14 protein-coding genes, 1 pseudogene and 1 riboswitch are annotated in these 23,670 nt (G+C 52.1%); of the genes and pseudogenes, 13 read left to right on the forward strand and 2 right to left on the reverse strand.

All coding sequences use genetic code 11. From position 1 onward, the window contains the following. The 8 genes and pseudogenes from ACQ66Q_RS05655 to ACQ66Q_RS05690 all read left to right on the forward strand — a co-directional run bounded on the left by ACQ66Q_RS05655 (position 1) and on the right by ACQ66Q_RS05690 (position 10,003). On the forward strand, positions 1-1,065 hold the full coding sequence (locus ACQ66Q_RS05655; protein WP_430455894.1) for an agmatine deiminase family protein: 1,065 nt from the start codon (positions 1-3) through the stop codon (positions 1,063-1,065). Continuing rightward, positions 1,065-4,529, forward strand: coding sequence for a transcription-repair coupling factor (gene mfd / locus ACQ66Q_RS05660; RefSeq protein WP_430455895.1), 3,465 nt, complete (start codon positions 1,065-1,067; stop codon positions 4,527-4,529). The genes ACQ66Q_RS05655 and mfd overlap by 1 nt, the downstream gene beginning before the upstream one ends. Positions 4,530-4,537: 8 nt before the next feature. Beyond that, on the forward strand, positions 4,538-5,665 hold the full coding sequence (locus tag ACQ66Q_RS05665; RefSeq protein WP_430455896.1) for a CsiV family protein: 1,128 nt from the start codon (positions 4,538-4,540) through the stop codon (positions 5,663-5,665). Further along, positions 5,662-5,910: a DUF3862 domain-containing protein gene (locus tag ACQ66Q_RS05670; protein WP_430455897.1), complete on the forward strand. Its 249-nt coding sequence runs from the start codon at positions 5,662-5,664 to the stop codon at positions 5,908-5,910. The genes ACQ66Q_RS05665 and ACQ66Q_RS05670 overlap by 4 nt, the downstream gene beginning before the upstream one ends. A 6-nt stretch (positions 5,911-5,916) precedes the next feature. Beyond that, positions 5,917-7,683: a DEAD/DEAH box helicase family protein gene (locus ACQ66Q_RS05675; protein ID WP_430455898.1), complete on the forward strand. Its 1,767-nt coding sequence runs from the start codon at positions 5,917-5,919 to the stop codon at positions 7,681-7,683. Positions 7,684-7,807: 124 nt separating this feature from the next. Continuing rightward, a complete protein-coding gene (locus ACQ66Q_RS05680; protein WP_430455899.1) occupies positions 7,808-8,443 on the forward strand; it encodes a glutathione S-transferase family protein in 636 nt (211 codons plus the stop codon). 19 nt (positions 8,444-8,462) lie between these two features. Continuing rightward, the gene (locus ACQ66Q_RS05685; RefSeq protein WP_430455900.1) at positions 8,463-8,969 is read left to right on the forward strand and encodes a DUF3087 family protein; all 507 of its coding nucleotides are present in this window, start codon (positions 8,463-8,465) and stop codon (positions 8,967-8,969) included. A gap of 192 nt (positions 8,970-9,161) precedes the next feature. Further along, positions 9,162-10,003: pseudogene (locus ACQ66Q_RS05690) on the forward strand (HDOD domain-containing protein). 110 nt (positions 10,004-10,113) lie between these two features. Here ACQ66Q_RS05690 and lysC read toward each other — a convergent pair. Together lysC and nhaD are read right to left on the reverse strand one after the other, a co-directional pair. Then, positions 10,114-11,463: a lysine-sensitive aspartokinase 3 gene (lysC, locus tag ACQ66Q_RS05695; RefSeq protein ID WP_430455901.1), complete on the reverse strand. Its 1,350-nt coding sequence runs from the start codon at positions 11,461-11,463 to the stop codon at positions 10,114-10,116. 115 nt (positions 11,464-11,578) lie between these two features. Beyond that, positions 11,579-11,751, reverse strand: a riboswitch (Lysine riboswitch). Positions 11,752-11,970: 219 nt separating this feature from the next. After that, on the reverse strand, positions 11,971-13,215 hold the full coding sequence (nhaD, locus tag ACQ66Q_RS05700) for a sodium:proton antiporter NhaD (protein ID WP_430455902.1): 1,245 nt from the start codon (positions 13,213-13,215) through the stop codon (positions 11,971-11,973). Positions 13,216-13,356: 141 nt separating this feature from the next. Between nhaD and ACQ66Q_RS05705 the strand changes: the two genes are divergently transcribed. From ACQ66Q_RS05705 to tamB, 5 genes are all read left to right on the forward strand, one after another. Then, positions 13,357-14,601, forward strand: a complete 1,245-nt coding sequence (locus tag ACQ66Q_RS05705; protein ID WP_430455903.1) for a hypothetical protein — start codon at positions 13,357-13,359, stop codon at positions 14,599-14,601. Beyond that, positions 14,602-15,153: a condensin complex protein MksE gene (locus tag ACQ66Q_RS05710; RefSeq protein ID WP_430455904.1), complete on the forward strand. Its 552-nt coding sequence runs from the start codon at positions 14,602-14,604 to the stop codon at positions 15,151-15,153. It begins immediately after the preceding gene. Next, positions 15,146-17,989 carry an ATPase gene (locus ACQ66Q_RS05715; protein ID WP_430455905.1) on the forward strand — a complete coding sequence of 948 codons (2,844 nt, stop codon included), beginning with the start codon at positions 15,146-15,148 and terminating at the stop codon, positions 17,987-17,989. Before ACQ66Q_RS05710 ends, ACQ66Q_RS05715 begins: the two co-directional genes overlap by 8 nt. A gap of 171 nt (positions 17,990-18,160) precedes the next feature. Next, positions 18,161-19,828 (forward strand): autotransporter assembly complex protein TamA, encoded by a 1,668-nt coding sequence (tamA, locus tag ACQ66Q_RS05720; RefSeq protein WP_430455906.1) that lies wholly within the window; start codon positions 18,161-18,163, stop codon positions 19,826-19,828. Further along, positions 19,825-23,667: an autotransporter assembly complex protein TamB gene (tamB, locus tag ACQ66Q_RS05725; RefSeq protein WP_430455907.1), complete on the forward strand. Its 3,843-nt coding sequence runs from the start codon at positions 19,825-19,827 to the stop codon at positions 23,665-23,667. The genes tamA and tamB overlap by 4 nt, the downstream gene beginning before the upstream one ends. Positions 23,668-23,670 lie beyond the last annotated feature (3 nt).

Consider the following 23,670-nt stretch of genomic DNA (forward strand, 5'->3'; position numbering starts at 1 on the left):
GTGTTGTCAGGGTATCGTTTACCACCGGAATGGATGCCACAGGATGCGGTGCTGCTAACATGGCCACACGCCGCAACCGATTGGGCCGATGAGCTCGACGCTGTCGAAACGGTATTTTTTCAGCTCGCAGGCACTATCCTGCGTTATCAGGCACTGGTCGTGCTTTGCCATGACGTGATGCTTCGTGACCGCTTGAAAACAATGTTTGCCAGCTTACCGCAATTATATCCGCTTTATTTCGCGTTAATCCCCAATAACGACAGCTGGGCGCGCGACCATGGCCCCATTACGGTGCTGGACAATACCGGCCAGCCTGTCTGGCTGAACTTTTTCTTTACCGGTTGGGGCGATAAATACGACTCGGCACTCGACAATCAAATCAATGACCGTTTGTTTGGTGCAGCATTTATCGCAGTCAGAAGGATTGAACGGCTGGATCTGGTGCTTGAAGGCGGTGCCATTGATACTGACGGCCGCGGCACTTTACTGGTGACCAAACGCTGTCTGCTGCACCCGAACCGCAACCCCAGCATGAGTCAACAAGAACTGACGGCGCGCCTGAGCGAATTATTTGGCTTGCAGCAAATTCTCTGGTTGGAACACGGTGCGTTAGCGGGCGATGACACCGACGGTCATATTGATATACTAGCTCGGTTTACGCCTGGCGGCGCCATAGTGTATCAGGGCTGTGATGACATAAATGACACACATTTTGCCGATTTACAGGCGATGGCGCAGCAACTCGCGCAATGTTGCGATGCGCAAGGCCAGCTTTATCCACTACTTGCCCTGCCCTGGCCAACAGCGAAGTTCAACCCTGACGGCGAACGACTTCCGGCCAGTTACGCCAATTTTCTGATCATCAATGGCGCAGTACTCGTACCGCAATATGCAGACGAGGCCGATGCCCGCGCACTTGCCGTCATTGCTCAGGCCTTTGCCGGCTATGACATCATCGGCATTCCTTGCCTGCCGCTTATCCGCCAGCGCGGCAGTTTGCATTGTGTCAGCATGCAGCTGCCCCGTGGCGTTCTTCAGACTTTTGCACAAGGGATCACGCATTAATGGCTTTGTTGACACTGCCGCAGATCAAACATGACACCGACCAGCTAGGCTGGGGCAATTTAGCTGGCGCCGCGCTGCCGCTGGCACTCAGTGAACTGGTGCGAACTCAACCGGCGTTATATTTGTTGATAGTGCCGGATACCCCAACAGCACTGCGGTTAGAGCAGGAACTGGCGGTCTTTCTCGGCGATAGCGTACCGTTATATAGTTTTCCAGATTGGGAAACGCTGCCTTATGACCAGTTCTCGCCGCATCAGGATATTATTTCGCAGCGGCTGCGCACCTTATATCAGCTGCCGGCGGTAACACATGGCCTGGTGCTGGTGCCGGTTAGCACTTTAATGTTGCGCTTAAGTGCGCCTGAGCATCTGCAGCAACAAAGCCTGTTGCTGAAAAAAGGCCAGCGGCTCGACCTCAGCAGTTTGCGACAGCAACTGGTGCAAGCCGGTTATCGCGCGGTTGAGCAGGTGATGCAGCACGGTGAGTTTTCGGTGCGCGGGTCCTTATTAGATTTGTACCCAATGGGCAGCCCACTGCCGTACCGGATTGATTTTTTTGACGATGAAATCGACGGCCTGCGTACATTTGACCCGGATAATCAGCGCACTGTGGCGCAGGTCAACCAAATAGAGTTGTTGCCGGCGCACGAATTTCCTTTGGATAAAACAGCGATTGAACGGTTTCGCAGTCGTTACCGCGAACGTTTTCAGCAGCGCAACGAAAAAGAATCGTTGTACCAGCAAGTCAGCAGCGGCGCTTTGCCGGCCGGTATTGAATATTATCTGCCACTGTTTGCCGAAAGTACCGGTTCATTGTTTTCCTATTTGCCGGCCGCAACCCGGTTATTGGCATTAGGCGAGCTCGAAGCCAGTGCCCAGCGCTTCTGGCAGGACGTACAGAACCGCTATCAGGATCGTGCCATTGATTTATTGCGGCCTATTTTGCCGCCGCAAGAGTTGTATTTCACCGTTGATGAATTATTTGGCCTGCAGAAAAAATACAGCCGTATTCGCTTATCTCGCGCTGAATTGCCGGCCAAAGCCGGCGTGCAAAATGCTCCGTCGCTGCCCCTGCCCGACTTGACCGTTAACCATCAGCTGGCGGAGCCGTTAACCGCACTGCGACAATATCTGACGGTGATTAAACAGCAGCAAGGCCGCGTGATCTTTCTGGTGGAGTCGGAAGGCCGTCGCGAAAGTTTGCTGCAATTACTGCATAAAAGTGGCATCCGGCTCAATCAGTACAGCGATGTCGATAGCGTGCTCAACGCCGATGTCGATGTCGCCATTGCCGTCGGCGCGCTGGAACAAGGTGTGCAGCTTAATCTGCCATCACCACTGGCGCTTATCAGTGAAAACGAGTTATTTGGCCAGAAAGTCAGCCAGCGCCGGCGACGTAAACATAGTCAGCAGATCTCCAGCGAAACCATTATTCGCAGCCTGGCGGAATTGTCGATTGGCCAGCCGATTGTACATCTGCAACATGGCGTTGGCCGTTATCTCGGACTGCAAGTGTTGGAAGCGGCCGGCATCGTCGCCGAGTTTGTCGCCATCGAATACGCCGGCGGCAGTAAGTTGTATGTGCCGGTGTCGGCCCTGCATCTACTGAGCCGTTATTCCGGCACTGAACCTGAACATGCGCCGCTGCATAAGCTTGGCCATGACGCCTGGGACAAAGCGCGGCGCAAAGCTGCAGAAAAAGTGCGCGACGTCGCCGCAGAGCTATTGGATGTCTATGCCTTACGCGCCAGTCAAAAAGGTTATGGTTTCAAAATTAATGCCGAATCCTATCAGCGTTTTGCCGACGGTTTTCCGTTTGAGGAAACTGCCGATCAGCTTGATGCGATTAATGCGGTGCTGAGCGATATGCAAACGCCGCGCGCGATGGATCGGCTGGTCTGTGGTGATGTTGGTTTTGGTAAAACTGAAGTGGCGATGCGTGCGGCCTTTGTCGCAGTCGATGATGGTCATCAGGTGGCCATTCTGGTGCCAACCACCTTGCTGGCACAGCAGCATTTTGAAAACTTCCGTGACCGGTTTGCCAACTGGCCGGTACGGGTGGAAGTGTTGTCGCGGTTTATCAGCGCGAAAGAGCAAAAAGCCATTCTGGCCGATGCCGAGGCCGGCAAAGTCGATATCCTGATCGGCACGCATAAACTGCTGCAGGACGACATCAAGTTCCGTGACCTCGGGCTGCTGATTGTCGACGAGGAGCACCGGTTTGGCGTGCGGCAAAAAGAGAAAATCAAAGCGCTCAGAGCCAATATCGACATCCTGACCTTAACTGCCACGCCCATTCCGCGCACCCTGAATATGTCGCTGTCCGGTATGCGGGATTTATCCATTATCGCAACACCGCCGGCGCGCCGGCTCGCGGTCAAAACCTTTGTCCGGGAATACGAAACCGGCCTGGTCCGTGAAGCCGTGCTGCGCGAAATTTTGCGTGGTGGTCAGGTGTATTTCCTGCACAACGACGTTGCCAGTATCGAAAAAACCGCCGCCGAATTACAAACGCTGGTACCGGAAGCCATAGTGGGCATCGCGCACGGTCAGATGCCGGAGCGTGAGCTGGAACGGGTCATGGCGGATTTTTACCATCAGCGCTTTAACCTGCTGTTGTGTTCGACCATTATCGAAACCGGTATCGACGTACCGACCGCCAATACTATTATCATCAACCGCGCCGACAACTTCGGTCTGGCCCAGCTACACCAGCTACGGGGCCGCGTTGGCCGCTCGCACCATCAGGCCTATGCCTATTTGCTGACGCCGCCGCCAAAACGCTTAACGGTCGATGCGCAAAAGCGGCTGGACGCTATCTCGAGTCTGGAAGATTTAGGTGCCGGCTTTGCGCTGGCCAGTCACGATTTAGAGATCCGCGGTGCCGGTGAATTGCTCGGCGATGATCAGAGCGGTCAAATCGAGTCGGTCGGCTTTACGTTGTATATGGAAATGCTGGAAGAAGCGGTGCAAGCACTGAAAGACGGCCGCGAGCCGAGCCTTGATATGATGCTGAGCCAGCAAACCGAGCTGGACCTGAAAATTCCGGCGCTGCTGCCGGAGAAATTTATTCCCGATGTCAGCTTACGGCTGTCGTTTTACAAACGTCTCGCCAGCAGTAAAGATGCGCAGGAACTGGATGAAATTCAGGTGGAGCTGATTGACCGGTTTGGCTTATTACCAGATGCCGCTAAACATCTGGTCGCGCTGACCCAGGCGCGGCAGGTGGCACAGCACTTAGGGATCCGGCGCATTGAGATGAACACCAAAGGCGGTCTGGTTGAGTTCGCGGAACGGACAAAAGTGGCCCCGGCCTATATCATCCGGCTGATCCAGACCCAATCGCGCATTTATAAACTCGAAGGCGGCCAAAAACTGCGCTTCAATATTGAAAGCCCCGGCAGCAGTGAGCGGCTGGCCTTGTTAAAAACTATGCTGGCCGATTTTCAGGCCAACAGCCAATGAAGTGGACCATGAACAGATTAATATTACGCCGAATGATCACAGCGGTTTGTCTTTGCAGCATCGCTGCAGCACAAGCGCAAAGCACTGACGATCCCTGGTTTGAAATTGAACTGATCGCCTTTGAGCGCGGCAGCCTGAACAGCACGCTGGAAAAATTCAACGACAGCGTCACGCCGATAGCCGTGCACCGCAGTCTGGATTTACTGAAACCGCTGTATCAACCTGATATTCGGGCGCTGAATAGTGCGCTGCCTCCTTGCCAGCCAGCTCAGCAACTAACGCTTGATGCAGAATTACAGTTTGGTACCTTTGTCGTGCAGCCGTGGTTTGATGAAATCCAACTGGCCGAACAGAGCCTGCAGCAGTTCAAACATGCTTTCCCGCCCGAGCCATTGCTGCAGTGGCCTTTGGCCTGTCAACACACACCACGCGTGCAAGAAGGCATCACGGCGCCGCAGTTATTGGCGGATAACAGCGACCAGTTCGTCGCCGGCCCGCAAGTGTTACCGGTGATCCCGGCCCTTGCCGCGCCATTGCCACTGGCCCATCAAAACAGCCCTTATCTGACCGATGAATCGACTTTTTTACTGAAAGATCTGGCCTGGCAACTCAGTCATCGCGCTGGCCATAAGCTGTTGTTACATACCGCCTGGCGCCAGCCGCTTGGGGTAAAACGCCGCAGTCAGAGCCTGCGCTTTTTCGCCGGCCAGCGTTTCAGCCCGCAGTTTGATTATCAGGGCTTGGCAAAAAATCTGACCACGGCACTGCCCGCGAATCAGGCAGATCTGCAAAGCGCGATTGACCAGACCTATCAGCAATTACAACAACAGCAACAATTACAGCAAGATACCGCGAGCAAAACCGTGGTTGGCTTGCCGGAACAAGTCTGGCAATTGGACGGACTGATCCAGCCGTATAATGAGCGGATGTTGTTTGCTGACACTGAATTTAACCTGCGTCAGCTGGTGCCTGGTGCCGCGGGTGACAAGTTGCAGACATTTTATGTCAAAGACAACGTGCGTTTATTGCTCGGTGAAATTCATTATCTTGACCATCCACGCTTTGGCCTGATATTACAGATCCGACGTTTCACCCCACCTGCCACGCCCTTAGCTGGCGAAGGAGTTAGCCCTTGAAAAAGTTAGTGATTTTAGCCGGTGTTTTGCTGTTAGCCGGTTGCAGCAAATTGTCGATGGAAAACTACAATCAGCTTAAAGTCGGCATGAGTTATCAGGAAGTCACAGCGATTATCGGTGATGCCACTAGCTGTGAAGAAGTGATCGGCACGCGCAGCTGTGTCTGGGGCGATGACAGCAAAAGTGTCAAAGCAGGTTTTGTCGCCGACAAAGCCATCGCGTTCAGCCACAAAGGCCTGAACTGAGGTCTGATGTCGTTACCAGCAGCCGCCACCCAGTCCCGTTTTGCGCTGCGGGACTATCAGCAACAAGCAGTGACGGCCGTGATCCAATACTTTCGGCGCCTGTCCGATCCAGCCGTACTGGTGTTACCGACCGGCGCCGGTAAAAGTCTGGTGATCGCCGAGCTGGCCCGGCTGGCGCGCGGCCGGGTATTGGTGCTGACGCACGTCAAAGAGTTGGTCAGCCAAAATCAGCAAAAATACCAAAGTTATGGCCTGGATGGCGGGATCTACGCCGCCGGGCTTGGCCTGAAACAAACCTCACAACAAGTCATTTTTGCCTCGGTGCAATCGGTAGCGCGGAATCTGGCTGATTTCAGCGCGCAGTTCAGCTTATTAATCATCGACGAATGTCATCGGGTGCCGCTGGCAGAAGACAGCAGCTATCGCAGTGTGATCAGCCACTTACAGCAACAAAACCCTGGCCTGAAAGTGCTGGGGCTGACCGCCACGCCTTACCGGCTCGGTCAGGGCTTTATCTACCAGTTTCATTATCAGGGCGCAGTACGCGGTGACAGCGACTGCTTTTTTCGCTGGTGTATTTTCGAATTGTCGATCCGGCTGTTGTTGCAGCGACAATATCTGACGCCGCCACAGCGCCTGGATTGTGCAGTACTCAGTTACGATTTCTCTGGCCTCAAACCTGCCAGCAACGGCCATTTCCGTGAAGCCGAGCTCAATCAGGTCATTAATCACTACAAAAGAGTCACACCGCAAATTATTCAGCAAGTGCAGCAATATGCCACCACGCGTCAAGGCGTGATGATCTTTGCCGCCACCAGCCAGCATGCCCGCGAAATTCTGGCGTTATTGCCGCCGGCAGAAAGCGCATTAATTCTGTCTGCAACGCCTTCATCAGAACGCGCTGCACTGCTGGATCAATTTAAACAGCAGCAGCTGAAATATCTGGTGAATGTCGCAGTGCTGACCACCGGATTTGATGCGCCGCATGTCGACCTGATTGCGATTTTGCGGCCGACTGAATCGCTGAGTTTGTACCAGCAAATCGTCGGACGTGGCTTGCGGTTATCCCCGGGGAAAACCGATTGTCTGGTGTTGGATTATGCCGGCAATCTTTATGATTTATTCAGCAACGATCCGGGCCCGCCGCCGCCGGATAAAACGTCCGTACAGGTGACAGTGCCCTGCCCGCTGTGCCAATACCCGAATCAATTCTGGGGCAAACAAAATCCGGATGGACTGGTATTAGAACATTATGGTCGTCAGTGTCAGGGCATGCGGCTGGACACATCGCAACAACCGGTGCCCTGTGGGTTTCGGTTTAAAGCACGGTTTTGCCCGGAATGTGGCACTGAACACGACATTGCTGCGCGACTGTGCCGCGGTTGTGGTTTTGTGTTGGTCGACCCGGATAAAAAGTTGCAGGACGCATTAAAACTCAAAGATGCACTGATCCTGTATCCGACCCTGCTTGAAGCGCAAACCGAAACAGATGCCCAGGGCAAAGCCCGGCTACGCTTGCGTTACCTCGATGCCGAAGGCCAGCAACTGCAGGAGTTTTTTAGCCTGCACAGCCGCAGCCAGATCCAGCGTCTGTGTAAAGTCGTGTTACCGCCTTTTATCGTGGACCGCCATTTGCCGTTTCAAGCCAATACGGTGTTACAACTGGAAGCGCTGCTGCACCGCCTGATCCCGCCCGCCGTGGTGATTGCGCAAAAAGACGGTCGATTCTGGAAAATACGTGACAAATTATTCGAAATTAACAAATCAGCTTAGTTTCGTCACATTGTTATTTATATTCAAACACTTAGAATTAGCCATTTAAAATTCTATCACTGGCTTTACATTGAGATTCGCTTAGGCAAGAATAGAACCATTGGCTGCATAGGAAGCAACGACCGTGTATAAACTGTTTTATTCACCTGGCACTGCCAGTATGGTCATCCATCAACTGTTAATTGAGCTAAAGCAGCCATTTGAGCTGGTGTTAGTCGATTTTGCTACCGGTCAACAAAAATCTGCTGAGTTTTTGCGGTTAAACCCATTGGGCCGGGTTCCGGTGTTGGCTGATGCAGAGCTGAGCATGTGCGAATCTGCTGCTATTTTGTTGTATCTGACAGAAAAGCATCAAGCATTGACGCCGCTGCCCGGTACTAAAGCCCGCGCCTTGTTTTTACAGCAGATTGCCTTCCTGACCAATAACCTTGCGCCACAATTTCGCTTATGGTTTTATCCGCCGGATTTAGGCTACGACGAACATCCGGCGGCATTAAAACAGCAGCTGCAACAGAACATTGCCGGCATTTGGCAACAACTTGATGATCATTTAAGCGGCCATGGTCCTTATTTGCTCGGTGACGAGTTCAGTGCCGCCGACCTACTGCTCACCATGTATATGCGCTGGTCGAGAAATATGCCGACTACCGCATTGGCTTGGCCAGCGCTACAGCGGTTAGCCGATTTGGTTCGTGCAAGACCCAGCTGGCGCCAGTTATACCAACAGGAAGGCCTGACAGAATGGGCAGGCTTCAAATGAACAGGGAACCGCAACGCTAATGCAACTGGTTGATATCGATAAAAATACTTACCGCAGTCATCTCAATGTCGTCATTGTGTCCGCCGTTGCCGTGTTCTCTGCTCTGGGAGTGGGGATTTCTGCAGCTCTGGTGTATTGGTTTGGCGCTGCGCAAGGTCAGAACTTTTATCTGAACTTATTAGGCGTATGTGTTGGCGGCGCTATTGCTGCATGGTGTCTGCACCGCCTTAAACGAACCCGTTATTTCTATGAAGTCGCTTATGTTTGGGATTTGAAACAAGAACTTAATCTGATCAACCGCAAACTGACGGTGTTAAAGAAAGCAGTTGAACTGCAGGACCCGGATGCAATGTTGGTTATGCTTTATAACCTGCAGGGCTCCAAACAATTGTGGCAATTGGATGATAATATCTTGAATTTACAAGAGTTAGAGCTCGAATTAATTCAACTGGAACACAAAATCCGCGGCAGCGGCCTGACACTTGATGCGAATCAGTATCAACGGGCTTTATTAGAAAAGTTTTAATTTTTGTTGGACTCGACTTCTCGGCGGTTACCTGACTAAGCAGATGATCTAGAAGTTGTTTTTAATCACACTATCGCATTTTATTTTTTAATTTTTTTCTGTTTCCGGCTGTGAAAGCGCTCTGAGTTAGACAATAATCAACTTAATCGTGACTCACATCTTCTGTGTACATTAGAGACAAGGTTCTTATTTATGCCAGTTCAAAACGCCTTATTAACTATCCTGATTGAAAAAGTCCGCACCGATACGCTGGTTTTACCCAGCTTGCCGGAAATTGCATTAAAGATCCGCAAACTGGCGGAAGACCCAAACGTCAACCTGGCCAAAATGGCCGAAATGATTTCACATGACCCGGCACTGTCTGCCCGTATTATGAAAATCGCCAACAGCGCTTTTGTCGGCCGCGGTGTGCACGTCAATACGCTGCAGCAAGCGACCACGCGTATCGGTTTAAGGTACATAAAAACGTCGTCACTGCAATGGCAATGGAGCAGTTGTTTGTCTCCAAAAGCCCGATGATCAAAAAGTACATGGACAAAGTCTGGTCTGAGACGCTTGAACTGACCGCTTTTGCATTGGCCGCCATGCAGCAATACAACTCAAATTACAAATACACGGCCGTCAATTTCGATACGATGACGCTGGCGGGTCTGGTGCATAACATTGGCGCCCTGCCGGTTTTAACTGAAGCGGAAAAACAGCTGGATGTGTTTGGCAACGAAGAGTTTTTGAAACAGGCGACTGCTTCTATCGCAGGCCCTATCGGTTCCACCATTCTGCGGTCCTGGGGTTTCCCGGACGAACTGATTGAAGTTGCTGAACACTGGGATCACCCGGATTATCAGCCGAAACACCCATCATATGTCGATTTCATCCGCATCGCTGCGATCAAACAAGGCCGTTATCATGCAGAAGGCGAAATTGCTGATCTGCTGACACCTTATGTTGAGTTGGGTTTAATCCCATCAAATGAATTCTACCGCTCACCTGAGTTCGTAGCGTCATTTAACGAAATCAAACAGTTGTTTGTATAAGACTGCATAAACCCTGATTAGATTTCAGCGAAATGCTCGCAGGGTTTAGTTTCGAACCTTGCAATTAAACAAAAGCCAGCGTTCACGCTGGCTTTTTGACGACTGACGACTCAGACTGCCTGAAACAAAGCTTGATGCAGCTCTTTGACGACTCCCGGCGCTTCATTATCCTGCACCAGGAAACAAAGGTTATGCCGGCTGGCACCATGACAAATCAGCCGCATATTGATTTGTTCGAGGGCCTGGAACAGAGACCCTGTGATGCCACGCGTGCTATGCAGGTGATTCCCAATCACCGCCACGAGGCTTAGCCCCTGTTCGACTGTCACTTCAGAGAATTCCCGTAAAGCGGCCAATGCCGGTTCAATCGCCGTACCAAAGGCACTGCCCGGTGCATCGTCTAAGGTCAAAGCCACGCTGATTTCAGAGGTGGTGACTAGATCCACCGAGATCTGGTGTTGGCTTAAAATGGCGAACACACGGGTTAAGAAACCCGCGGCATGTAACATCGCCGGGCTTTTCACTGTGATCAGCGTTTGATTTTTGCGCAGTGCAATAGCGCGATAAGACGGACGTGCATCCACCTGTTTTGAGATCCAGGTGCCGCCTGCTTCCGGTTCACGGCTCGAGCCGACAAACACCGGAATATTCTGCCGCATCGCCGGGATTAACGTGGCCGGGTGTAATACTTTGGCACCAAAAGTCGCCATTTCCGCAGCCTCGTCGAAACTTATTTCAGGAATACAGCGCGCATCCGGTGTCAGGCGTGGGTCTGTGGTGAAAATGCCCACGACGTCTGTCCAAATCTGTACCACTTTGGCACCGATAGCTTCACCAAGGATAGCAGCGCTGTAATCGGAACCACCGCGACCTAAGGTCGTCGTTTGATTGCTGCTGTCAGCGCCAATAAAGCCTTGTGTGACAATAATTTGGGATTGCAGCAGCGGCGTCAGATATTGCGCGCTGAGCGCCGCGATTTGCGCGATTTGTGGCTCACCTTTACCAAAACGCGAATCTGTACGCAGGACCTGGCGCACATCAAAACTGCTGACGGCAGCACCACGTTCGGCCAACACTTGCGCAAACAACACCGAACTTAACCGCTCACCAAAGGATTGCACCAGATCTTTTTCGCTGTCGGTAAAAGCCACAGTGCGGCCAATCAGCGTTTTGAGTTCTAGTAGCAGCTGTTCTATGGCTGCGCCTACCGCAGCTTGTTGCTGCAGCTTTTCCAGCACGGCATAGGTAATGCGCTCGATGCCAGTATAATGGGCAAAACGCCCTTCAATGATGTCTTCTTTGGTGATGCCAACTAACAGGTTGGTAACACCAGAGCTGGCGCTGACCACAACTAAACGAATCGCCGGATCAGCAAGCACGATATCCGCACAACGCGACATTGCAGCGAAATCTGCCACTGAGGTACCGCCAAATTTGGCGACGATAAATTGATTAGACAAGGTGTCTCTCCTTATGAACAAAATAAGCAGAGCATGGCATTTGCAGAGCAACAATCAGATACAACAAACCCCGGACGCAGCAGCGCGGTGTTGTTGTCTACTTGCAGACACAACAAAGGCCAGAAGCTCTCCACCGAAGTTTCAGGTGACAGTCGCAGGGATTCAGCCCTGACAACCGAAAAACATGCTGCTATGGCAAGTTTTCCTCGGCGTTCATCCCCCTCGTTCAGTCTGCGGTGTATAGCCACCTACACTGAATTACCTGGTGAACGCTCCTCTTCTGGTCTATCAGAATGATTGACGCCGCTACCTTACCCTGCCTTGGCGTAAAAGGCAACAGCCTTTTAGACGTCTGTAATAAAATTACAGAATTTGCCAAAACGGCACTGATCGCGCCACGAGTTTCGGCTGGAAAATCATGACAAACAGCGACACCGTTTGCATAGTGCGATCCTATTTGCCGAAAAAAAACGGCGCCGTAGCGCCGTCTTTTGCCAGTCGTGAGCTTTAACCCGCGAACCGTCCGATGACAAAAACACCGGCATAACCGAGACTGTAACACAACAGCAGGTAGCCACCCATTTTCAGATAGCTGCCAAAGGTCAGTTCTTTTAATTTACTCATCGCGATAATACCTGCCGCTGAACCGATGATCAGTAGTGAACCACCAACTCCCACGGCGTAGGTCAGTAACAGCCATTCCGCAGTGCTCAGCGCCAGATCTGCTTTTAACAGAGCGGCAGTTAATGGCACGTTGTCAATCAATGCAGAAGACAAGCCCATCAGATAGTTAGCCTGCACCGGTGGCAGCACCGCATAGAGATTGGTGAAGTTCTGCAGGAAATTTACTTCTTTCAGCACGCCAACCAACAACAGTACCCCTAAGAAGAACAGTAACGTTTCAAATTCCACTTCACGCACATAGTTCAGAATACTTTGCGTGGCTTTTTTGCGGAACAAAAACTGTGCGCTGAGGAACATCAAACCCAGACCAAACAGGAATGTCAGCACCGGCGGGATCGAAAACAGAATGTTAAACACTAAAGTTGCGAAGATGGTGCCAACAAAAATCCCGGCGATCACCGCATCACGCTTTTCAAATGGCTTGGTATTTTTTTCTACCGTCAGCGCCTGATCCATGCCGCGCGATAACAAAATTGCCAATAACATGACCGCACCAAAAGCTGGCGGCACCAGCCACAGCAAGTTCGGGATGGTTACTTTGTCCGCAAGGAAGAACATCAGTGTGGTGACATCACCGGTGATCAGCGATACACCACCGCTGTTGACTGCGAAAATAATCAGCGCACCAAATTTGATTTTTTTCGCTGCTTCGAGCTTCACGCCGGATATTACCGCAATGGTGACCAGCGTCGCCGTCACGTTGTCGGCAAAAGACGAGAAAACAAAGGCAAAAGTTGCGACGATAAACATCAATTTGCGTTCGGTCAGTTCAGACGGCAGAATGCGCTGAACCAGCTGGGCAATAAAGCCCTTGCTATTTAAATAAGCGACAAAAGTCATAGTTGACATTAAAAATAACCACAAAGTGGCGATTTCTAACAAATTGTGTTCCAGTTGATGCTGAACATGCTCACGCGAGGCATCACCGTCAGCAAAAATAAACAGTAGAATCCAGCACAGAGTACCGAAAAAAAGTGTCGTTTTTGCCTTGTTTACGTGGATAATATCCTCTATAACGATCAGCACAAAGGCAAGTGCAACCAAGCCCAGTAAAATACCCGTTAGCATAAATGACCACCCGCAATTATTAATAAATTATGAAATATTGTCGGGGCGGCATTCTAGCACCGCGGTTCATCGCACTCTACTGGAAATTGGTCGTATCTCCTTTAATCAGTCAAATAACCACCGGATGAAGTTGACCCCCTCATGTTATCAGCCAAAAAAATACTGAAGTGCCTGGATGACGACTGGCCGGTACTCGAAGCGCTGGCCAACCGCAGTCAGCTCTACAGCTTTAGTTTTCAGGACGTGCAGGCGTTATTCAGTCGCTATTTTCCGCAGCTTTCCAGCGAACAGGTCTTCCGCGAAGCACAAAAGCTGCTGGCACAGGACATCCTGATCCCACAGGCTAAATCCAGCCAACTGGAACTGAACCGCTCGGTACTGGAGTTTATTCAGTTCCTGACTCAAGAACACAATCTCGGCACTGTTGGTGATATCCAAAGCCGTATCGACGAGCTGGACCGGCTGCGCGCCCGCCTCGATGGTGCGGTCCGGCAAAAAGATGTGCACGAGATGCGCCGGTTTGTCCGGCTAATGGACGAACGGGTGCGTGAAGTGGTCAAACATTTCCGCAAAAACGAAAGTGCCATTTTGCATCTGGTCGATAAAGCCAAGGCCGATGACAGCAATATGTCGCTGGCGCGCCGTTACGCCGCCGTGATGGAAGCCTTTGATGAATACATCGAGCCGGTGCTGCAGATGATCGACATCAATGGCCCGTTTCAGCACAGTATTGAAACTCTGGAACATTGTCTGTCTGATTTAGTGCAGTTTATTGAAGATACTGGCTTTATGTCCGGTGACAAAGAGCCGCTGGTGCAGTTGCGCACGCGCTTGCTCGACATGAACCAGATTGGCCGTGAATCGCTGACTCGTAGCACTGATGTGTTGATGCCGCTGCGCGAAGAACTGCGCAAAAACACTTTGATCTCGCGCAATGCCAGTCTGGTACTGGCGACTTTGCGCAAACAGGGCTTTGAGCCGACAATGGAACAACTTGCGGCAAAATTCAGCTCGGATCACCAGAAATTCAGCCTCGGCAGCGCGAACCAAATCACCAGTTATATGGCAGAACTGGTCGACTACCAGGACGACAACTATCAGTTGCCGGATGCCGTCGACAGTCAGCCCGGTGCCAATATCCGCGTACCAGATCTGCAGGACGTACTGAAATCGGCGCGCACGCAAAAATCTAATACCGATTTATCTCAATGGCTGGCGCATAGCTACCCGCAACTGCCGGTCGACGAATTGTTATTTTTATATCAGGAACTCAGTCGCGCTCCGGCGTTAAAACTGGAACATCAGGACGACGTCAGTGAAATGGAAGTCAATGGCTTCCGGCTGCGTCTCCATCCTTTTGTCACCCGCCACAGCGACAGGACATAAATGATGCAGATTGATCTGGAAAAATTGCCAAACCTGGCAGACATCTCTAAACGCCTGACCACCGGTTATCACATCAGTGAACAGGATTTTGCGCTCTGGACCGAGCTTGACGCGAATGAAGACGCCTACAGCGCGTTGTTTGCTGCACTTGGTAATCAACTGAAACGCGACAGCCGTGGTTTTTTCTATTTTGATGTCGATGACGCGACCGTCAATATGGGTAAAATTTCGCGGTTGTTTGCCCTGACGACTTACGCTTTGGTTGAGTTTTTTGCCGACCAGGGCCAGGACCCGCTGCGCGCGCTGTTCGAAACCGAAATTAATCACGAGATTTTATCCAGCATTTTGCAGCAGCAATATCACTTGTTTGAACAGCTGGAAATTTACTCCGCCACCGATTTAAAACGTGAAGTCGGCAACCGGATGCTGCGGTATGGTTTTGCCAAAACGCAGGGCGACAATTTTAAGTTGTTACCACCGCTATACCGTTATCTCGATGCATTAGTTGCCGTCGATTCATTAGCCGAAGAAGAGGGCCACACCAATGTCTGAGTTATATGGCTTAACCAAACTGGCCCTGTTAAACACCGCCGGTTATGCCAAATGTGTCATTCCACTGGATGACGCCGCATCGATTTGTGCGCCAAATAACACCGGTAAGAGTTCGGTGATCAATGCGCTGCAGTTTCCGCTGATTAACGATTTACGGCTGACCGAATGGGACGGCCACGATCTGGACGAAACCCGTAAATTTTATTTTGGTACTGACCAGAGTTATATCCTGCTCGAAGCCAACCTGCCGGAAGGCCCGGTGGTGATTGGCGTGGCTGGTCTTGGCAAAATTGCCGGCTACCAGTTCCAGTATTTCTGTTATCGCGGCAAACTCGACCTCGCGCATTATGTCAGCGAAAACAGCATTATCCGCTACAACAAACTCGATCATCACCTGCGTAATTTAGGCTTTGAACCGCTGGAATTAAAGCCGTCGGAATTAAACGCCATGCTGACCGGCGGCGCCACGCCATACGACAGCAAAATTAATTTGCGGATGATCCCACTGACCAACGTCAGTGATGCGCCGGTGTATAAAGACATTTTCCGCCGTATTCTGAACCTGCACCGTCTGACGGCGCAGGACGTCAAACGCCTGTTATTACCGGTTTTTGCCCGCCATTTGAGCGACCCCAAAGTCGATTTTTATACCGTTTGGCACAATGCGTTTGAAAAGGTGAATCGCGACCGGCGCGAGCTCAAAGCACTGGAAAATCAACAGGAAGCGGTTGAAGCCTTAGAAAATCTGCTCGACAACCGCGCAGTACTGAAAGGCCGCCTCGCCGCGTATGCGCCAAAACTGGATAAAGCCCTGATCGAATTTCAGAGTTACCTAGACGAGCAACAGCAGGAACTCGGTTCGCAACTCGAAGCGCTCAGTCAGGAAAAACATCAGCTGGAAGACAAGCAGCGACTTTATGTTGGCCAAATCAAAGAGTTATCCAGCAAGCAACTTGGCCTGAAAACCTGGTTTGACGAACATGATGCGTTGGCACAGCGTTTTGGCCTGACCAACTTGCCGACGCTGCAGTCGAATCTGGCCAATATCCGCGCCCAATACGAGAGCCTGAGCCACAGCCTGCAAGGCGCTGCTAACTTAAATCCGGCGACGCTGGCGCACCAGCAACAGCAGACGCAGAAACAACTGAAAAGTCTGAAACTGCAGCTGAAAAACCTCGAATACAACCTGTATTCCCGGCTGCGCGAAGATTTGTCACTCGGTGAAGTACAGCAGCTGACCAAGTTACTGAATCCGGATGTGCTGTCGTTATCAACGGCCAGCGGCGGCGATGTGGTGATTAGCGACGACGATGCGTTTGCCGAGCAGTTAGGCCTTATTGCCGACGCCTTCAAAGGCGGCAAACTGCATTTGGCCGGCATCAGCATCGATTTAAGCCATTTAGCAGCGCCGGATATGGCCGGTAGCGAAGGTAAAATTCAACTCAAAGAGCAGATTGAAGCGCTGCAGCTGACGCTCGCCACCTTAGAGCAACAAGCAGAAGTCGCCCAGGATTTTACCGGCAAAAGCCGCGAAAAAGAACGTTTGTATCAGGATATGCTGCAAGCAGAAGAAGACCTGAAACGTTTTGCCCGCTACAGCGAAATGGCGCAGCTGCTCGACGAGCAGCAACTGTTATCCGAACAGCTGACGCAGGAAGAAGAAATTGTGCACGAACAACTGGCGCAAGTGCAGCAAAAAGCCAGCAGCCTGTCGGACCGGCGCAATCTCATCACCAACAAACAAGATCAGCTGAAACGTCAACTGGAGCGTATCGAACACGAGAAAAAAGATCGCATCGACTTCCAGCTCGATTTCTATTCCGGCCGGGTAACGCCCTATCCGATTGAGATCAATCTGGAATACGACAATCTGTCCGATGAGCTGCGCAGCTACAACAAACACTGTCAGGAGCTGAAGCTGCTGGAAATCAACATTAAAAATACCTATTTGTTTATTTTTAATGCCGGCATCAGCAAGTTTGAAGCGGAAACCGACGAAGAAAGCAAATATCAGAAACTGATCAGTGCTTTTCATCACCTCGATAAAGAACGTGAAGCGATTGAACGGCGCGCCCGTGTCGCCCTGACCGAAGTGGCCAGTACGCTCAAAGGGTTACGCTCAGATCTAGAACGACTGCACCGCGAGCTGAACAGCTTTAACCGCGGCATCTGGCGCCATCAGATCTCGAATCTGCAGGATTTTAAAATCGAGATCGTTGACCGCAAAGTCTTAGTCGGCCATATCGATACCATTTTGGCGACTTCGGATGCCTATCAACAAGGCGACACGCTGGATTTATTGGCGCCGGGCGTCACCAGTGCTGAGCGTGATATCAATTCAGCGAAAGATTATCTGATCCAGGCCGCCAGCGAAAAAGGCGGTCTGACCCTATCGGATTTATTTGATATCCGTTTTAAAGTGGTTAACCGCGCCGGCGATGTGGAGTTCTTCGACAAAATAGATTCGGCAGGTTCCAACGGCACCCGCATCACGATTAAGTTATTGTGTGGCATGCTGTTTATCCGCCAGTTGCTGGCTGAGCGCGAACGCGGAAAATACCGTATTCCGATCTACATCGACGAAGCCGCCGACATCGATCCACACAACCAGCAGGCGCTGATTGAAACGGCGCTGAATTTTGGTTTTGTGCCGATTTTTGCCTCGGTCAAACCACAGACCAGCTGTCGCTATATTGTGCCCATCCGTACCGTAAAAAATGGCGCACAAAACTGGGTCGACGAAAAAGACTGGATCATCTGTGAACAGCTGCCAAGTCAGGATACAGTCATTGCGGCAGTCGACGTCTTGGACGAAAATCAGCCAGTTGATGCCTGATTGTAGACTGGGGCCGGAACTTCCGGCCCCAGGCCGCAGCCCAATAGGCAAATAATGCGTAACCCGCTACACTGAGCCGGTCGCTGACGACAGGGAGTTCGTATTCTGCCTTATCTCAAGCCTTTGAATTTATTACTACTATGTCTGTGTCTCCCAACGCTTTTTTTCAGCGTGAAGGCCCAGGCTGCCAATCGCATTGAATTCACAGGCGTGACCCTCGAACGCCGGCAGAATATTGAGCTGTATTTGTCGGCATTTAGTCCCGCCCAAATCAATAAATCAGCCCGGTTTAAAAACCGCGTGGCACGTGAAATCAAACAAGCGCTGCGTGGCCTCGGCTACTATCAGGTATTGATTGAATTTGAAGATAAATCCGACGGTAAAGACTATGTGTTACTGGCCAAAATTACTGCCGGTAAATATGTGTTTATCGATGTTGCAGATATACAACTCAATGGCGAAGCCGTGCGCGATGCGGAGTTTCTGGCGCTGCAAAAAGCCAAAGCTCCGCGCAAAGGCGAGCGGATGCACCATGACATCTACGAAGATTACAAAAAAGCCTTGCTCAGTCTGTCGCATCGCAAAGGTTATTTTGACGCCGAGTTCAGTCGCGCTGAACTGGAGGTCACACCCGGCGACCGGCGCGGCAAAATGCATCTGCATTTTCAAAGTGGCCCGCGCTACCGCTTTGGCGACATCACATTCGTCGGCGGCCAGATCCGCGACGCCCGGTTACAAACGCTATTACCATTTAAAAGCGGTGATTTTTATTCGGCCGAACGGCTGGCTAAACTCAGTCAAAATCTGGCCAATACGCTGTGGTTTGGCAGTGTGGATCTCATCGCTGACCCCGATAACCGTAAAGACGGCGCATTGCCGTTAACCATTGAGCTTCAACCCGCCGTGAGAAACAGTGTAGAAACCGGTCTTGGGTATGCCACTGACGTTGGCGCGCGACTCAAAGCCAGCTGGTTCAAACCCTGGGTAAATGACCGAGGTCACAGCCTCAATGCAGACTTAGAACTGTCACAGCGTGAACAAAATCTGGAAACGAGTTATAAATTCCCGCTACGCGATGTCGCCAATGACTATTATCAGTTGTCTTTCGGCTATAAAAACAAAGACTTACTCGATACCGACAGCACAAGTTATAACCTCAAGGGTGAACGCCACTGGCTGCTGAGTAATCAATGGCAACGGACGCTGTCACTGCGCTGGCTCTACGAAGATTATGTGCAGGGCGCACAACGCGACACATCCAACCTGGTGCTGCCAGGCTTTGCTTTTAGTCGGAACCGGGACACCGGCGGCAGCATGCCACTGGATGCGGACAATTATTTGCTGTCGGTCGAAGCCGCCAATACCAGCTGGGGTTCCGATACCGACTTTATCCGGCTCTACGGTCGGGCCGGTTGGATTGGGTCGTTCAGCGAAGACCAACGTTGGCTGGTCAGGATGGACGCGGGCGCGATACTACAGGAACAAATTGCCAATATTCCGCCATCATTACGCTTTTTTGCCGGCGGTGACAGTAGCTTACGCGGCTATGGCTATCAGACGATAGCGCCGGTCAATGCTGAGCAGGAACTGATCGGAGGCATTCGGCTGGCGACGGTTAACCTCGAGTATCAGCACCGGGTTAAAGGCGATTGGTGGCTGGCGCTGTTTACCGATTACGGCAGTGCCTGGAACGACCAGCCCGACTGGAAACAGAGTGTCGGCATTGGGGCGCGCTGGGCGTCCCCGGTCGGGCCGATCCGTCTGGACCTTGCCTACGGCATGGACCATGAACCCAATGGCCGATTCCGTATTCATTTCACCCTGGGGCCGGAATTATGAGTCAGCCAACGCCACAGGCATCTGAGTCCACTCAGCCGACCGCAGCACCGGTTCGTGGCAACAAGTCAGTATGGCTCTGGCTGCGACTAAGTGTTTTATCCGCGTTGTTATTATTGTCGTCGGTGCTGGCATTGTTCGGCAGCAGCCCTGGTCTGCAGTTGCTGTGGCTGCTACAGCCCCAACTGCTACCCGCACTGCAGATACAGCAGGTGAGCGGTGACTTGTGGCAGGGCGTGCGGATCAGACAACTGCAGTATCAGCAGCCGGATCTGCAGGTTGCGGTGGCCGAACTGACGCTGAAAATCGATTTGAACTGCCTGTGGCAGCGTAAGCTGTGTTTGCCGCTGGTGCAGGTCACACAACTTCAGGTCAATCAGACGCGGTCTGAGTCAACAGGGACGACTAGCCCAACCGAGCCGGCTGCGAACAGCCTGCAACTGCCTTTGAATGTCAGCATTGGCCGGTTAGAGCTCAGCGACAGCACACTGCAATTGCCGGCACAGCATATTCGGCTTGGTCATTTACAAACCTCAGTGGATCTGACAGCGGATCGGCTGACGCTGCAGAGCCTGACGCTGGCAAACAGCAGGCTGAGTCTACAGAAAGACCAGAGTAACAGCGCTGCCACCAACCCCATGCCGACCTTGTTGCAACTGCAATTACCGCTGGAACTGGCGCTGCCAGACCTACATGTGACCGATTTTACCCTGCAGCAAGACCAACACCCTTTGCTGCAACTGCAGTCATTGCAAACCGATGTGCTGCTCAGTGCAAATCAATGGCAATTACAGAACACGCAGCTGCGCCTGCAACAGCCTGTTCTGCAAGCCAGCGGTGATTTGTTGCTCGATAGACTGGCGCAGCAACTGGCGCTACAACTGCAACTAGAAACCAGCCATGCGCAGCTGTCAGCACCAGTCAAAGTCAACATAGACGGCCGTGGTGCCCTGGCCACGTGGCAACTGCAACTGAACAGCACAAGCCCATGGCCGCTGGAACTGGAACTGAAAACCGATCTGTTAAGCCCGGCATTGGCTTTTCAGGGGACTTTGCATGGCGACGCTTTACATTGGCCATGGCCAGCGAAAGTCCAAATGCCTGTGACCGCGCCAGCGGATCTTCAATCTGCCACAGCAATAGCGACAAAACCGGCGCCGCTACCAGCAGATTTGACGTTACGTCAGCTTGGTATCCAGTTCAGCGGTGATCTGCACCAACAACAGCTGACATTGAGTGTCGCCACTGAGTCCCCGGCCCTGCCCCAGGCCGAATGGACGCTGAGCGCCAGGCAGCACCAAGGCGTGGTGGAACTCAGCGCGCTGCAATTGCGCACACTGAATGGCCAAGCGGATCTCAGTGGTATCCTTAAGTTAAACACGCTGGATCTGACAGCTGCGTTACAACTCAACGGTATTCAGCCCGGCCTGTATTGGGCAGATTACCCTGGCGAAATAAGTGGTCAGGTCGAACTGGCCGCCAACTTTGCTGCCAATGCTGCCCGCCAGTGGCAGCTGCATGCCAATACGCTGCAGCTCAATGGCGAGCTGCGCGGGCAACCGCTGCTGCTCGACGGTAAATTGACCCTACAACAACCTCGCAGCGGCCTGCTGCAACTGGAAACGCCGGGGCTGAAACTACAGCACGGACCGAATCTGCTACAGCTCAATGGTGCGCTCGCTGAACAACTGACGTTGGATGCGACTTTGCACATTGCCGATCTGGCACATTCGCTCGCACTGGCCGAAGGCGAAATTGACGCGAACTTTCAGCTACGCGGTGATCTGAAAAAACCGGATCTGCACCTGAACCTGCGCGCCCGGCAACTCAGTTATCTGGATGATTATTCCCTGGCGGAATTGACGGCCAGTGCCACGTTACCGGCTATGGGTGAAAAAAGCAGTCAAATCAGTCTGAACGCAAAAAACGGTCAGGCGCCTGGTTGGCAGTTACAACAGCTGGACTGGCAATCCGAAGGGACACAACAACAACATCAGACCCATCTGACTTTTGACAGTCATCAGCTCAAAGCGGTGTTGGCGATGCAAGCCGGCATCAAAGATCAACAATGGCGTGCCAATGTGCAGGAGTTTCGACTGCAATCAGACATGGGCGATTGGCAGTTACAAAATCCATGGCCAGTCCGGCTGGATTTGGCCAGGCAACAGGCAGAACTGGGAACCGCCTGCTGGCTGCAAGCCGACGCATCGATGTGCCTGAGTAAAACCAAGCTAATCAGCACTAAACAAGGCGAACTCGCGCTGCAACTGCAGCAACTACCGCTGAACAGCCTCGATCCGATATTACCGCCGAATCTCAGCCTCGAAGGCAGCGTCAGTGGTCAACTGGCAGTGAATTGGCTTAAAGGTCGTTTGTCTGAGCTTAGCTGGCAGCTGCAAAGTACGACAGGCTTGCTTCGACACCAGCTCACCACGCCTTTGGATCTGCCCTGGCATGATCTGAGATTAAGTGGTGGCCTGAAAGACTTTCAGTTAACCAGCAATTTGCAGGCGACTTTATCTAAAGACAGCGCCATTGCCGCGAATGTTGACATCAAAGCGTTAAACAGCGCAGCACCAACGGTCAAAGCCAATTTACAGCTGGCGCCATTGTCGCTGACATTCCTACAGCCGGTGTTTAACGAATACAGCAAATTTGATGGTCTGCTCAGCGCAAACCTGCGGGCCGAAGGTGCACTGGGCAATCCGGCGATTTATGGCAGTCTGGCTATTGATGCGCTGCAACTGACCGGGCAACAAGCCCCACTGGAACTGACCAAAGCTAATCTGCTGGCCAGTTTCCGCGGTTTTGCGGCCAGTCTGAACAGTGACTGGCAAACACCGGAAGGCCGACTCAGTGTCACTGGCGATGCAAATTGGCTGACGCCGGACGCCTGGTTCAGTCAGATCGACGTCAAAGGCGATAAACTGCAGTTGCAGTTGACCGATGCGGAGCTGACCGTCAGCCCGCAACTGAGGCTGACCGCCAGCCCTCATTCAGGCCAGGTCAGCGGCAATATTGATATTCCGGCCGGCAATATCCGCTTTAACAGCCTGCCGGAGAATGCCACCAAAGTCAGTGCGGATGAAATTGTGATCTCGGCACAGCAACGCGCCGGCGAAAAATCAAACTGGACACTAAGCTCCGATATCCGCCTGAAAATTGGCGAGCAGGTCCGTCTGGCAGCTTTTGGTCTGAAAACCCGTTTGCAAGGTGATTTGCGCGTCCGCCAGCAAGGCATGGTACCGACGCTGCACGGCCAGGTTCAGCTTAAGGACGGTAGTTTCCGCGCCTATGGTCAGGACTTAAAATTACGCAAAGGCCGGCTGACCTTTAATGGCCCGGCCAGCCAACCTTTGCTGGCCATTGAGGCGATCCGCAATCCGGAAAAAACTGAAGATAATGTGATTGCCGGCCTGCGCGTCAATGGCTTAGCCGACAACCCTTTGGTTGAAGTGTTCAGTGAACCCTCTAAACCACAGGCCAACGCACTGGCTTATCTGCTGCTGGGTCGGGATATCGGCAGCAGTGCCGGCGATGGCGCCGTCACCACCGGCTTGATTGGCATCGGCATCGCAAATTCGGGGCAACTGGTTGGCGCCATTGGCGAAGCCTTTGGCATCTCCGATTTGAGTCTTGATACAGCCGGCAGCGGTGACAAATCCAAAGTAACTGTCAGTGGTTATTTATCCCCAAGGCTGCAGGTCAAATATGGCGTCGGGATCTTCAGTCAGTTTGGCGAGTTTACGCTGCGCTACCGGCTGATGCAGCAGGTGTATGTCGAGGCGGTACAAGGCCTCGCGACCTCGGTTGATGTGTTATATAAAATGGAATTCGACTAGCGC

The organism is Rheinheimera sp., assembly GCF_965283995.1.
In the GTDB taxonomy this organism is placed as follows: Bacteria; Pseudomonadota; Gammaproteobacteria; order Enterobacterales; family Alteromonadaceae; genus Pararheinheimera.